This is a genomic window from Roseovarius sp. W115, assembly GCF_032842945.2.
Taxonomy (GTDB): domain Bacteria; phylum Pseudomonadota; class Alphaproteobacteria; order Rhodobacterales; family Rhodobacteraceae; genus Roseovarius; species Roseovarius rhodophyticola.
Genome location: NZ_CP146606.1, coordinates 2,530,169 through 2,544,021, shown reverse-complemented (window position 1 = coordinate 2,544,021; position 13,853 = coordinate 2,530,169). Strand labels below are relative to the sequence as shown.

At 56.8% G+C, this 13,853-nt stretch carries 13 protein-coding genes and 1 tRNA gene; 8 read left to right on the top strand and 6 right to left on the bottom strand.

What is annotated here, in order from left to right:
- Positions 1 to 76 precede the first annotated feature (76 nt).
- The 8 genes from RZS32_RS12920 to RZS32_RS12885 all read left to right on the top strand — a co-directional run bounded on the left by RZS32_RS12920 (position 77) and on the right by RZS32_RS12885 (position 7,687).
- A complete protein-coding gene (locus RZS32_RS12920; RefSeq protein ID WP_317057383.1) occupies positions 77 to 1,363 on the top strand; it encodes a homoserine dehydrogenase in 1,287 nt (428 codons plus the stop codon).
- A 72-nt stretch (positions 1,364 to 1,435) separates the two neighbouring features.
- Complete coding sequence (gene glpX / locus RZS32_RS12915; protein WP_317057382.1) at positions 1,436 to 2,395, top strand: class II fructose-bisphosphatase; 960 nt, start codon at positions 1,436 to 1,438, stop codon at positions 2,393 to 2,395.
- Complete coding sequence (recJ, locus tag RZS32_RS12910) at positions 2,392 to 4,134, top strand: single-stranded-DNA-specific exonuclease RecJ (protein WP_317057381.1); 1,743 nt, start codon at positions 2,392 to 2,394, stop codon at positions 4,132 to 4,134. The genes glpX and recJ overlap by 4 nt, the downstream gene beginning before the upstream one ends.
- 115 nt (positions 4,135 to 4,249) lie before the next feature.
- Positions 4,250 to 4,525: a (2Fe-2S)-binding protein gene (locus RZS32_RS12905; RefSeq protein WP_317057380.1), complete on the top strand. Its 276-nt coding sequence runs from the start codon at positions 4,250 to 4,252 to the stop codon at positions 4,523 to 4,525.
- On the top strand, positions 4,492 to 4,977 hold the full coding sequence (bfr, locus tag RZS32_RS12900) for a bacterioferritin (RefSeq protein WP_317057379.1): 486 nt from the start codon (positions 4,492 to 4,494) through the stop codon (positions 4,975 to 4,977). Before RZS32_RS12905 ends, bfr begins: the two co-directional genes overlap by 34 nt.
- A gap of 102 nt (positions 4,978 to 5,079) precedes the next feature.
- Positions 5,080 to 5,154: transfer RNA gene (locus RZS32_RS12895), tRNA-Glu, on the top strand.
- 375 nt (positions 5,155 to 5,529) lie between these two features.
- On the top strand, positions 5,530 to 6,948 hold the full coding sequence (locus RZS32_RS12890) for an MATE family efflux transporter (RefSeq protein ID WP_317057378.1): 1,419 nt from the start codon (positions 5,530 to 5,532) through the stop codon (positions 6,946 to 6,948).
- Between the two features lie 115 nt (positions 6,949 to 7,063).
- Positions 7,064 to 7,687, top strand: a complete 624-nt coding sequence (locus tag RZS32_RS12885) for a Crp/Fnr family transcriptional regulator (RefSeq protein ID WP_317057377.1) — start codon at positions 7,064 to 7,066, stop codon at positions 7,685 to 7,687.
- A 38-nt stretch (positions 7,688 to 7,725) separates the two neighbouring features.
- Here the strand turns inward: RZS32_RS12885 and RZS32_RS12880 are convergent, their stop codons facing one another.
- The 6 genes from RZS32_RS12880 to RZS32_RS12855 form a co-directional block, all read right to left on the bottom strand.
- Positions 7,726 to 8,577, bottom strand: coding sequence for a hypothetical protein (locus RZS32_RS12880; RefSeq protein WP_317057376.1), 852 nt, complete (start codon positions 8,575 to 8,577; stop codon positions 7,726 to 7,728).
- Between the two features lie 135 nt (positions 8,578 to 8,712).
- Positions 8,713 to 9,849, bottom strand: coding sequence for a DUF3095 domain-containing protein (locus RZS32_RS12875; protein ID WP_317057375.1), 1,137 nt, complete (start codon positions 9,847 to 9,849; stop codon positions 8,713 to 8,715).
- A gap of 115 nt (positions 9,850 to 9,964) precedes the next feature.
- The gene (locus RZS32_RS12870; protein ID WP_339106658.1) at positions 9,965 to 10,627 is read right to left on the bottom strand and encodes an adenylate/guanylate cyclase domain-containing protein; all 663 of its coding nucleotides are present in this window, start codon (positions 10,625 to 10,627) and stop codon (positions 9,965 to 9,967) included.
- A gap of 47 nt (positions 10,628 to 10,674) precedes the next feature.
- The gene (locus RZS32_RS12865) at positions 10,675 to 11,127 is read right to left on the bottom strand and encodes a hypothetical protein (RefSeq protein WP_339106657.1); all 453 of its coding nucleotides are present in this window, start codon (positions 11,125 to 11,127) and stop codon (positions 10,675 to 10,677) included.
- Between the two features lie 381 nt (positions 11,128 to 11,508).
- Positions 11,509 to 12,312 carry an aspartyl/asparaginyl beta-hydroxylase domain-containing protein gene (locus RZS32_RS12860; protein WP_317057372.1) on the bottom strand — a complete coding sequence of 268 codons (804 nt, stop codon included), beginning with the start codon at positions 12,310 to 12,312 and terminating at the stop codon, positions 11,509 to 11,511.
- A 173-nt stretch (positions 12,313 to 12,485) separates the two neighbouring features.
- Positions 12,486 to 13,832, bottom strand: coding sequence for a lipopolysaccharide biosynthesis protein (locus RZS32_RS12855; RefSeq protein ID WP_317057371.1), 1,347 nt, complete (start codon positions 13,830 to 13,832; stop codon positions 12,486 to 12,488).
- Positions 13,833 to 13,853: the final 21 nt, after the last annotated feature.

Sequence of the window (13,853 nt, the reverse complement as noted above, 5' to 3'; positions counted from 1 at the left end):
AAAGCTGCGTTGCAAGCGCGCGCGGAGCGCGGTACATCGCCCCCAACCGCAACACATCCAGTAAATGGAGACTGCCATGACCGCCCCTCTACGTCTTGGGATTGCCGGATTGGGCACTGTTGGCACCGGCGTGGTGAAAATTGTGCGCCAAAAGGCAAACCTGCTGGCACAGCGTGCAGGACGCGCCATTGAGATAACCGCAGTTTCCGCCCGCTCCCGCGACAAAGATCGCGGCGTGTCGTTGACTGGTTACGCGTGGGAAGATGACCCGGTGAAACTGGCCACACGTGACGACGTGGATGTGTTTGTCGAGCTGATGGGCGGTTCGGATGGCCCGGCCAAGGCGGCCACCGAAGCTGCGATTGACGCGGGCAAGGACGTTGTCACTGCCAACAAGGCGCTTCTGGCGCTGCATGGCAATGGCTTGGCGCAGTCCGCAGAAGACGCAGGTCACGTGCTGCGCTTTGAAGCGGCGGTCGCAGGCGGCATTCCGGTGATCAAATCCCTAACCGAGGGTCTGGCCGGAAACGAGATCACCCGCGTTATGGGTGTGATGAACGGCACCTGCAACTATATCCTGACCCGCATGCAAAGCGCGGGCCTGCCCTATGACGAGGTCTTTGAAGAAGCCAATCAACTGGGCTATCTTGAGGCCGATCCGACCCTGGATGTGGGCGGCATTGATGCCGGGCACAAGCTGGCCCTGCTGGCCTCGATCGCCTTTGGCACGCAGGTGGATTTTGACGGTGTCTCGCTCGAAGGCATTCAAAACATTACCATCGAAGACATCCATCAGGCCGCCGATATGGGCTATCGCATCAAGCTTTTGGGCGTCGCGCGCAAGACCGGGCGGGGCCTCGAACAGCGTATGTCCCCCTGCCTTGTGCCAGCCAGCAGCCCCTTGGGTCAGCTCGAAGGCGGCACCAACATGGTCGTTCTCGAAGGCGACGCAGTCGAACAAGTGGTTCTACGTGGGCCAGGCGCAGGCATGGGGCCAACAGCCAGCGCGGTTATGGGCGATGTGATGGACATCGCACGCGGTTTGCGCATCTCGACCTTTGGCATCCCAGCCAAGGAACTGGCCGAAACCTCACCTGCCACCGCCGCAACGCCAGTTCCCTATTACCTGCGCATGGCATTGCATGATAAACCTGGTGCGCTGGCCAAGGTTGCCACCGTTCTGGGCAACGCCGGTGTCTCGATCGACCGCATGCGGCAGTACCGGCATGATGATGAAACCGCCCCTGTGCTGATCGTCACGCACAAAACCGCACCTGCCGCTTTGGATGAGGCGTTGACCGAGATGACTAATCTGGATGTGCTCACAGGCGCGCCCGTAGCGCTTCGGATCGAAAGCGTTTAACCCACCCTTTTCCTTGTGCAATTGCTGCCTGGCAGCTAATGATTTTCGCGATTTGAGCCCGAAGGAGCTTTTATGACCCAAGACTTTGATGACGCCACGCTCTCGCTGGCTCTGGCGCGCGTGTCCGAGCAGGCCGCGTTGGCCTGTCGCCCGCTGATCGGCCATGGCGACGAGAAAGCCGCCGATCAGGCCGCTGTGAACGCCATGCGGGAGGAACTGGGCAAGATGGACATCGCGGGCACCGTGGTCATCGGCGAGGGCGAACGCGATGAGGCCCCGATGCTCTATATCGGCGAAGAGGTCGGCAGCGGCACTGGTCCCGCCGTGGACATCGCGCTCGATCCGCTGGAAGGCACCACCATCACCGCCAAAGCCATGCCCAACGCGCTGACCGTGATCTCTATGGCCCCGCGTGGCACCATGCTGCATGCACCGGATGTCTATATGGACAAGCTGGCCATTGGTCCGGGCTACCCCAAGGACGTGGTCTCGCTGGATATGTCGCCCGAAGAGCGCGTCACAGCCCTGGCCAAGGCCAAAGGCTGTGCCCCATCCGACATCACCGTCTGCGTTCTGGAACGCCCCCGCCACGAAGACACCATCGCCGCCCTGCGCAGCACGGGTGCTGCCGTGTATCTGATCGGCGATGGCGATGTGGCCGGTGTCATGCATTGCACCGACCCCGAAGCCACCGGCATCGACATGTATATGGGCTCTGGTGGCGCACCCGAAGGTGTGCTGGCCGCAGGCGCGTTGAAATGCCTGGGCGGGCAAATCTGGGGGCGGCTCTTGTTCCGCAACGATGACGAGAGAGGCCGCGCCGCCAAGGCGGGGATCACCGATCTTGACCGGGTCTATAGCCGCGATGAGTTGGTTTCGTCCGATGTCATTTTTGCCGCCACTGGTGTCACGCAAGGCTCACTTGTGGCCGGTTTGAAGCCCGGTGCGGGGTATGTTGAGACACAAACGCTTCTCCTGCGTTCGTCCACCGGAGAACGCCGTGTCATGACCTGCCGCCACCCGGTCGCGTGACCGGCTTTCTCGGCGTCACCTCTTCCCTGACGGGCCGACAATGGGTCGGCCCCTCTCCCGAGACAGACCGGCTGGCCGAGGCCATGGCGCAGGCCACCGCCCTGCCCCGCGCTTTGTGCCAAACCCTGAGCCGCCTTGGTGTCTCCAGCGACGCAGCGGAGGCTTATCTTGCGCCCAAGCTGCGCGACCTGATGCCTGATCCGCGCAGTTTGAAAGATATGGAAGCTGCCGCTGCGCGGTTTTTGCAGGCTGTGGATGCAAAAGAAAAAATCGCTGTATTCGCCGATTATGATGTCGATGGCGGATCCTCGGCAGCACTGCTGATCGACTGGCTGCGTCAGATGGGGCGCGCCGCTACCCTCTATGTGCCGGACCGCATCGACGAAGGCTATGGCCCCAATGCCCCGGCCATGGCCGAACTTGCGGCGGCGCATGACCTGATCCTCTGCGTTGATTGCGGCACGCTCAGCCACGATGCACTGGCCGCGGCAAAGGGCGCGGACGTGATCGTGCTGGATCACCATCTGGGAGGTGAAACCCTGCCGCCCGCTTTGGCCGTGGTGAACCCCAACCGCCAAGACGAGAGCGGCGAACTGGCGCATCTCTGCGCTGCGGCTGTCGTGTTTCTTATGCTGGTCGAGGCCGGCCGCCAACTGCGTGAGGCAGGCAAGCGAGGCCCCGACCTCATGGCCATGCTCGACCTCGTGGCGCTGGCAACGGTCGCAGATGTAGCCCCGCTGCGCGATGTGAACCGCGCCTTTGTGCGCACAGGTCTGTCCGTGATGGCCAACCGCGCCCGCCCGGGGCTTGTGGCGCTGTCCGATGTGGCTCGGCTTGATGCTGCGCCCAATGCCTATCACCTCGGCTTTGTTTTTGGGCCGCGCGTGAATGCCGGGGGACGTGTTGGGCGCGCCGATCTGGGGGCGCGTCTTCTGGCGTGCAATGACCTCCATGAAGCCAAGTCTCTGGCCGAAAAACTCAACGAACTCAATGTAGAACGGCAAGATGTTGAAGCAGGTGTCCGCGCTGCTGCACTGGATCAGGCCGAAGAGCGCGGGCTGGAGGCCCCGCTTGTCTGGGCCGCCGGAGACGGCTGGCATCCCGGTGTTGTCGGCATCGTCGCCTCACGCCTGAAAGAGGCCACCAACCGCCCTGCCATTGTCATAGGCTTCGACGGTGATGAAGGCAAAGGTTCGGGGCGCTCAGTCTCAGGCGTCGATCTGGGACATGCGATCCAGAAATTGGCCGCAGAGGGGCTTTTGATCAAAGGCGGCGGGCACAAAATGGCCGCCGGTCTGACCGTCGCACGAGAAAAACTTGAGGCCGCCATGGACCGGCTCTCCAAGCTTCTGGCGAAACAGGGCGCGGGCCAATCCGGCCCGGCTGATTTGCGACTGGACGGGTTGCTGATGCCGGGCGGGGCCACAACCGAGCTTGTCGAACAGATTGAGGCCGCTGGCCCTTTCGGCGCAGGCGCGCCGGGCCCCCGTTACGCCTTTGCCGATCAAGGTGTTAGTTTTGCCAAACGCGTCGGCGACAGCCACCTGAAATTGCGCTTTGGCGACGGCACCGGCCCCACGCTTGATGCCATTGCTTTTGGGGCCTTTGACACGCCGCTCGGGCAGGCCTTGGAACAACATGGCGGCGCACGTTTCCACCTGGCCGGACGGCTCGACATCAACACTTGGGGCGGCCGCCAGACCGTGCAACTGCGGCTGGAAGATGCTGCCCTCGCTTGACGAAAGCTCACTGCAAGCCTGCGACAGATTGGCTTAGCAAAATTGTCAGGATTGACTTTCCTGATTTTATTAGTCAGGAATAAACCTGCGCAATTGCAACCGTGTGGGTTATCACATGATCATCTGTCACTGCCGAACCATTACCGACCGCGACGTTCACGCCGCAATAAACTGGATGCGGGCCTCTGATCACACCACACTGATCACACCTGGCAAAGTATACAAAGCACTTGGAAAGTCGGCGGATTGCGGCGGATGCATGTCGCTTTTTCTGGCGACGATGCGCAGCAACCCCAATCTGGAAGTACCCATGGAACTCCGCAACATAAGATGCGGATCAACACAGGAAAAAAGAGAATGCAAGGCGACAGTAAAGTTATCGACTATTTGAACGCGGCCCTGCGCAGCGAATTGACCGCGATCAGCCAATATTGGCTGCACTACAAACTGCAGGAGGACTGGGGCCTCGGCCATATGGCCAAAAAGAGTCGCGAGGAAAGCATCGAGGAGATGCATCACGCCGATAAACTAATGGAGCGCATCATCTTTCTCGAAGGTCACCCCAATCTGCAAAAACTGGACGCCCTGCGCATCGGTCAAACCCCCAAAGAAACCCTCGAGTGTGATCTGGCGGCGGAACACGAGGCCCGAGCGCTTTATAAAGAAGCCCGAGAACATTGCGACAAGGTTGGGGATCACGTGTCAAAGGATCTCTTTGATGGTCTTTTACGAGACGAAGAAGGCCACATTGATTTCCTTGAAACTCAGCTCGACCTTCTCGACAAAATCGGCCCCGAAAATTACGCCCAACTGAACGCGTCCAGGATGGATGAGGCAGAGTAAGCCACACGTCTGTTTTTCAAAGCTAGGAAAACCACGGTTTTTTGCGAATCCCTCTTGCGCAACGGCCCGGTTTTCCCTAGGAAACGCCTCACGCCAAGGCATGGCCCGTTCGTCTATCGGTTAGGACGCCAGGTTTTCAACCTGGAAAGAGGGGTTCGATTCCCCTACGGGCTGCCAAACCTTCCCAAACCATTTTAGTCATTCACTTTTTGAGGGCTATCATCCTCCAATACAGCCATAACATGGTTCCAAAAGGCGTGCTTAAGGTCCAAACCACCTCACCGGGCAAGGCAATTTATGGGCCGACCTCATCAGAACGACACGGGTTTATCGATAAAGCGCTGCCCTCGCTCCGAGATCGGCAATGACACATACAGATTTTTTCCAATCACAGCTAAGGCGCAGTTGAAAGGCCCATTGGCTTGGGGCCTGTGAAACTCAAAGCTACCAGCTTGCGTATATCCTTTATACACTGGTCGCATATAACGGGGAATTTATGCGCCCTGGCAGTGCTTTTGATGTGGAGATCGGCCCAACTATGAGGGACCTCAGATGACGACCGGGAGCAACGCGAAATTTACGACCGGCAGTGTCATGCGGCACGTTACGGTTTCCTCTTTCACGGCCAGCATTGGCCTGATGGCGATCTATGCGGTCGATCTGATTGACCTGATTTTCATCTCGATGCTCGGGCACGAGGAGATGGCCGCTGCGGCGGGCTATGCCAGCGCTTTGATGTTCTTTACCAGCGCAATCAATATTGGCCTGTCGGTTGCGGCGGGCGTTTTGGTGTCACGCTCGATCGGCGAGGAGGATGAGCTGGAGGCCCGCGAATACGCCACAAGCACCGCGATGCTTGTTATGCTGACCGGGATTGCCATTCCTCTGATTTTATTGATTAATGTCGAATTTTTCGTGGGCCTTCTCGGGGCCACGGGTGAGGTGGCTGAGCTGGCGGCAACCTATCTTTGGATTGTTGTGCCATTCACTTGGGTATCAGGCCTGTCGATGGTCACGGTCGCATCGCTCAGATGCTACGGTGAGCATCGGTTGGCGATGTACCCATCCCTTTTCGGGGCGCTGACCAATGCGGTGCTTGATCCGATTTTCATCTTCGCGCTTGGCATGGGTCTGCCGGGCGCAGCATGGGCCACAGTCGCAGCGCGGTTCGTCACGCTGGGCCTTGCCCTTTATCCCGCGTTGCGCAAACACAATGCGTTTGTCCGCCCTAACTTGCGCTTGCTCTGGCGTGATCTTCAGACGGTGACACATTTCGCCAGCCGGGCCGTGCTGGCCAGTGTGGCAACACCCATTGGCACGGCGATCGTGACACGCGAAATGTCGAAATTCGGGTCTGAGGCCGTGGCCGGGATGGCCGTGATCGGGAGAATGACGCCAGTGGCCTTCTCGGTCATTTGGGCTCTGTCGGGCGCCATCGGGCCAATCATCGGACAGAATTTCGGGGCCGGCCATGTGGACCGGGTCAGACGCGCCTATCTCGATGCCATCAAGTTTGTTGCGATCTATGTGGTCTGTGTGACCATGATTTTGTTGGCCTTCCGGGGTCCGGTTGCTGATCTTTTCAATGCCGCGAACCTGACAAGGGAGTTAATTTTCCTCTACTGCTTTCCCATTGCGCTCTCGTCGTTCTTCAGTGGCGCCGTCTTTGTGGCGAGTGCGTCGTTCAATACGCTGGGTCGCCCGTCTTATTCGACCTGGTTGAATTGGGGGCAGAACACCCTGGGCACATGGCCGTTTGTCGTCGCCGGTGGCGTCTTGATGGGGGCGCAGGGCGTTTTGATCGGACAGGCGCTTGGCAGCGTCATTTTTGCCTCAATCGCGATTGTGTTGGGCTGGCGGCTGATCAAGAATCCGCCGCAGGAAAACATGCGCCATCGCAGCCACAGCGCGCTTTTTGGTCATGGCAGCCTCATTGCCCATACCCTCCAGAAACATATGGACGGCAAATGACGCTGACGCCGACAAAAACTGTACAATTTTGCAGGGACGCGGCAACAAGACCTGAGCGATTTGCCAAATCCCTGATCTGATTTTGGTTCAGCTGGCGCCTTAGGAGAATAAGCCAATGGAATCCATCACCACACACCATATCATTGAAGCCGTTGGCTGGCTCGCAGTTGCCTTCAAGTTGGCGACGTTTTCGATGAATTCGATGATCTGGCTGCGTGTCCTCGTGATTTTGTCGTCGGTCTGCTTCATCATCTATAGCGCAGTGTTTCAGATCTGGCCGCTTCTGGCGATTGAGGTCATCCTGCTCGCCATCAACGCCTATCGGCTCTATGAACTCATCGCACTTCGCAGACTGGTGACGCATATGACGGACGAGTCCGAAGCTGATTTCTCCGCGGCTATGGCCTATGGCAAAAGACGGGACATCGAGGCGGGTGATGTCCTTTTCGAAAAGGGTGATGCGGTTGACTGCATGTATTACCTGGCCGAGGGGCTCGTCGAAATCGAAGGGCAGAATGTGACTGTCCCTGCGGGCAATATCTTTGGCGAAATGGCGTTCTTCAACAGCAGTGCTGAGCGCATGGCGACGGTGCGGTGCGTAGAGGATACGGTTGTCTACGAAGTCAATGAGAAACGCTTTACGCGGTTGCAGTATGAAGACCCTAAATTTGCCATGTCCGTGATGCGCCTCGTCACCAAACGGCTCGTGGCCAACGCCGCACAAACGCAAGAGGCGTAGCTGATGCAAAGCCAGGCGGCATCGTGATCCGGTGCGCCTTACGGGCCAGAGAACGGTCCGGGTGTGTTTTCTCCGCCTGAGGCTTGGGACACATGGCTGTGGAGTTGTTCAATCAACCCTCTGCCGTCCTTCGTTTGCTGCAAATGCTCAAGCGCCGGGCCAATGAGTGGCTCTACCTGTTCATGGAAAAAGCTTGGAAAATGCTCGACCAAATCCATGGGGGAGTTGAAACCAAGCTCATGCGCAAAACCGGTTTCCAGGAATTCTTGATACAGCGCGCTTACTTTGGAAAAATAGCGAGGATCAGCAATTTGACCAATGAGGTCCGCGGCCCGCACCAGCGCCGGTTCGCTGTCAAAGCACTGATAAGCTGGATCATCCGGCACCGGGAAACGCGTGTATTCGACCGCCTGTGCGATACGCTCTGCGTCTACGAAATCATGATCTGCAAAACGGTGACGGGCATAGATCTTGCCGCGGTCCACGTGGTAGGGCGCAAGGGACGCATCCGTGGCACCGCGCGGCGGGCAAATCTGCTCTCCTGCATCGTTGATCACCACCTCTTGGGGCGTATCACCCTCACATAGGCCACGCGTGAAACCAATATCATGGAGCAAAAGCGCCACGATGTAGTGGAGCCAATCTTCCGGGAGCACGGCGCTCGTTTTCTGCTTGCCAAGGATGATCTGCTGACCTGTCAGCGTGACCAGCATCGTGTGCTCTGCGTTGTGATAGGGTGCATCGCTGGCACCAATACGGCCCAGGCTCTCGCGCGCCACGTCATTTAAGAAATCCGCGAAGTGTGGCTTTTGTTCCGGAAAGGCTTGCAGGTACGTTTCAGCAAGATGATCGCCAAAAGCAGCGGTCACCACTGCGGCGGGATTGAACATTATTGCATCCCCAAAATCGCTGAAAGGCCCTGAGTCAGTTTAGGCATAAGCTGTGGTCTTATCAACCAGACCAAACGTTCAACCGGACCTGCCTGCTTCAATGTGAACAGATGTGAGGTCTTCACTCGCATCACGTCAGACTTTCAAAAACCGGGAAGCTGCGGTGTACCCACCAGAGGCCCCATCAACGAAATGAACATGATTGTCCTCCATGATAGAGGGCACAATGCAAGTCAGCATGGCCTCGGACTGAGTATGTAGGCCAAAATGGATAATCCCATCTTTCGCAGCTTCTTCGAGCAAAGACCGCAAATCCGCTTCGGTCTCAGTGTCGCAATCCAGCGTCATTTTGAGCCCGTCCTCGAATTTTCGAAAATCAGCATTTTCCCCAACGATGCGACGATACCTGCGGGCATCAAAGCCTCCAACCTTGAGGCCGGTTTTGATGAGCACCCACGCGACAAAACTCTCAAACAACGCCTTCCGACGCGCTTTGCCAAGCGATCCTGTCCCGCGCTGTGCATGCGCCTCAAGCGTGGCACCGGCGGGAGGCCACGAAACGCCCGGACCTTCCTTTGCGGAGGGGTGGCCAAAGGACTCCAGGCGATTTGTCCGGTCAAGCACGCGCGAAACGAATTCGGTGAATGTGGGCCAAGGCACATCATCATGTGGCATCACGATCATTGACAGGATGACACCGTTTTTGCTGGGCATGTGGCTCCACCGGCAAGACAACCCGGTTAAATCTGGCTGCGCCCCCTCATTTGCCTCTGGAACAGAATGCTTGCCCGCTTTCATTTGCGTTTCCGCCCAGTTGAGCCCACCGCCGGTAAACATCGCGTAGTCGACGCCTTCTGAGGCTTGGAACCGGGCGACCTTTACATCAAACCCCGCTGCGCGAATGTGTGAAACGGGCACCATGCCGACGCGCAGGTGCATTTCAAATTCTTCCTGCGCCCAGAGCTTCACCGCAGCCAATGCATCGCTCGCGCGGTCCTTCCAAGAAGGCGGGACAGCAAAGCTTGCGCCATCACCGCCGAAAATATACGGGAAACAAGCCCCGCTATGCACATTGATTTGGGCCGAAATCACAGCGGCCCCGACCATGTTCACCGTTTTGTATTTTCCGTTTTGGACGGCTTCGGTTGAACCCTTGACGTCGGACGTTCCGATCCACCAGTCGTCGGGCAATGAGGAATAATGCCCCTCGTCGGACATGTCGGCGAAATCGGTGAATTTGGGTAAACCGTCGTAGAACGAGAATTCGGTCATTACATTGCCCATACTGCAACATAACGCTCTTGAAGAGCTGAGCCTAGAGCATTCACACCCAATGCCCACAGACTTCACAGTCCTTTACTTCGCTGTCCAGACCCTCCGTCTTTACTTAATTTGACGGCTCGATAGGCGTGAACAACTCTATTGGATCCGCCAGTCCACGTATTTCGAAGGGACCACACGAGGAAAACAAATCAGGCGTGGCAGCCGCCACAACGGTTGTTGCCAAAATCCGGCTGCCGGTGGTCTTGGTCAGCCCCTCGATACGACTTGCGATGTTCACCGCGCCGCCAAGCACCGTAAAATCCAGCCTGCCGGGACTACCAATGTTGCCGTAACTGACCCGTCCCGCGTCGATCCCAACACCGAAATCTAAAGACGGCTGGCCTGCCTCGTTTCGATTGAGGTTGAGAGCCGCCAGTCCGGCCATCGCATCTTGCGCCGCACGCGCCGCGTTTCGACATTGTTTGGCGCGATCCGCTGGGTCTGAAATCGGGAAAATCGACAGTATGCCATCGCCTATGAATTTAAGGACATCGCCACCATTTTCCTCGACCGACTGCACAACAAGATCAAAGTACCCGTTCAATGCCTCGAAAACCTGCTCTTGAGACGAGCTATCGGACATCGCGGTGAAGCCGCGTAGGTCGCAGAACATGACAACCGCCTCGATGGTCGTGCGCTCACCGCGTTTGATCGTGCCGTTCCAAACGGCCTCAGACGGCCCATCCCCGAGATATGTACGCAAGAGGCCTTTGGATGATTTGCGCATGGTAATGGGTTCCATAGCACAGGACAGCGCCGGTAACGCCGCTTCGATCATCTCCAGGGCTGCGGCAGGAACCCATCGCGATCCCGTGTCACAAACGTGCAGCCATGCAGCGATCCGTCGCCATAGTAAAGCAAGGTGGCGTAGTAGTCTGTGCCGCCCATCTCGGCAAACTCCAGATACGAGATATGGTCGCTCTCAGTATCAAGCTGGCGCAGGCTTTTGTGCAGCGGCCTTTTGTGCTCCATGATGTACTCAAACGAGCTGCCGACGTAGCTGTCGGTCAGCGTGACTTCATGCATGACGTCATAGACTTCAGTCTCTTCGGGTTTCCAAACCACACCCCAGGCAATCAGCAAGGGATTGGCAAACCGCTGACCAATATTGGCGCGCCAAAGCGGCACACCGGCGTCGATCAGCGAGGAGCAAAAATGCGACACGACTTTGATGGGGTCGCCCGAGCGGCGACCTTCATTCATCATCCAGTTGGTAAGCTTGGCCAAGTGATCCATTACATTAAAATAGGTGCTGAAATACACGACGCATAGAATCTATTTCTGACGACATGATCCGAACGGCTCTCGTCACCCCAGCCTCTGTTGCAACCAAATGACATTTAACTTCCCACGGCTCGGGTCACGAGGCGCATCAGTATAATTGGAACAGTGCGACTTGGCTGTTTGCAAACAGCCTGCCCAAGGAAATGTTTGCGGCAGCCATTCGTCATCAACTGACCGACTGTTTGCCATAGATCTCAGCAGTGAGCCTTGTAAGCCCAGCCATTGACCAAAAGCCGCGCGAGGGGTCAAAGTCATCTCTGCTCGCACCGCTGCCGTTGAACATAAATTCAGCCGTTCGAAGTACCGACTGAACGGTCCGACTCCCTAGTCGCTCAAGCTCTCAAGGGTTTTATCGGCGCGTTGCGTTGCGGCCTCGAAGCGAGACTCAAAATCAGCCAGGTTTTTGCGGGGCTCCTGGTAGAAGGCAGTCATTTTCAACGCCCGCATCAGAAGCTTGTTCAAAACTCTGGCGCGCCACTTCATGGGACGATCAAAGTCGAAAAGCAGAACAACCCGTTCTTCGTCTGTGTCGTTCCAGACCTCATGCTCGTAGGTATCATCGAGCACAATAATCTTGCCTTTTTCCCAAGCGCGGTATTCCTGATCAACGCGAATACGGCATTTCTCGCGCTCCTGAGGGATGATCAGCCCCAAATGCGCCCGCACGATGCCCTTGGTGACGCCGGTATGCGCGGGGATGTGATAACCGGGTGCCAAAATCGAGAACCATGCGGTCTGAATGTTTGGTGTTCGCCCCAAAAGCTCTGCGGTGACTGGCGCGGATTTGCAATTTTTGGGAAGCGCCTCTCCGAACCCGTAAAGAACAAATGTCTTCCACTGTTTGGCCACCGCAATCCGATACTGATCAGGCGACACCTGCTCAAATCCCGGAATCGCCTCGCGATGTTCGAGTATCCCCCGCAGCTCGGTGAGAATGGCATCTGACTGCTCTTCAAATTCCTGCAAAAACGGAAAAAGTGCAGGATCGATAAACGGAGTGTCCGGCACCAAGCTTTGACGCGATTGGAAGTCGGCGACCCAACGCATGATGCGTTTTCCCAGACGCTTTACGACTTTGCGTTTGGTCTTATTCAACCCCTCGGGCTTAATCGGCTGTTCTGCGTTCATGCGGGACCCCACATATCCAATCTTCTCAATGCTGTTTTTACCTGCTCGGCGCAACCTTCTTTGGCTGACCGACACACTTTATGCAATGCGCCTTCTAAAAAGCCCAAAGCCTGTAATTGGATATTACTGCCAAAAACCAGCGAAGAATCCATATCGGAGTGGCAGGTTAAACTTTACGTGACTGAGCGTGCTATAGCGCGAAACTTGAACAGGATCAAAACCAGCAAAAGAGCAGATGCAATTATTGCGGTGAACCCCGCACCAAAAATGCCAAATGCGGGCACCATCGTGGCCAGCAGACCTGCATAGGTCGCGGCAATAATTGAGCGGATAGTCAACATCGCCTCCGGGAATCCGAGCGCGACGATGGCAGATTCAAGTGTCATCCCGCAAAGCTCGATCACCGTCGCTACGGCCAATATGATCAGAACCGGGTAAGCAAAATCGTAACCATCCCCACCCAGCGCCCAAAGGGCCTGTTTTCCAAACAGGATGGTCAGCAAAAGCGCGACAACGCCGACGAGGGCAGAGGCAATACTTGTTTTGCGCACAACCATACCGATCTGGCCAGGTTCCGTTACTTTGAGCTTTGCCAGTTCGGGAAAAATTGCCCAGGACAGCAGGGTTGAGGGTTTGCCCACAGCATTCACCAGATTGGTTGCGATCCGAAAGCCGCCTGCCGCCACAGCGTCAACCCACCATCCCACGGCGAGAACCGGCAAATGTTTCCACACTTGTTTGAGGGAAAAATCGAGATTGGTTGTCCAGGCAAATTTCCAAACCCCGGGATTCTCAGCGCGAACGCCTACGACGTCAAAGACTGATGCCTTGAAAACCTCTTCGTTTTTCGCACGCAGTTCGCGCAGGGCACTCCACCAAAGCGCCACGGCGGTGACCAGTTCGGCGATGACCCACACAAGAAGATACGAAAAGACCGATGCGCCAATGGCCCAGGCGATTAACGCCCCAACCAGACGAACGCTTGGCAACACAGCCTCTGCAAAAGCAGCGATGTCAAACCGGTCAAACAGCCTCAATATGCCTAAAGGTGTGCCCCGGATGTTGAAAAGCAGGAAAACACAGGCGTATGCCGCAATGGTTTGATCCCCCTCATTCCAGCCAAGTTGCGGCCCAATGATATAGACACCGGCCACCCCAATCGCGGTGCCAACCAGCGCAGACCCTAAATCAAGTGCGGTACTGAAATTCATGATGCGCCGCAGCTTTTGGGGTTCCTGTTGTTCGAGATGTTGCGCGCCGTAGCGAATGACGGTTTGCCAGGATTCAAATTTTGCCAATGCCGCAATAGCCTGAATATAAGACAAAATAAGCGCGAAAATACCGAACTGCTCAATACCAAGACTGCGCGCGACGAGGCCCATATAGATGAGGCTGAACACACCGCCCAATCCTTTGCCCGCCAAAAGCCATCCTGCATTCTTGAGCGCTCTGCGTACGGGGCTGACAAGCTCTGGCGGCTTTTCTTCCCCGGCCGATCTTTGTTGCTGAGTTTCAACCACGACGCTCTCCGAACCGTTGCG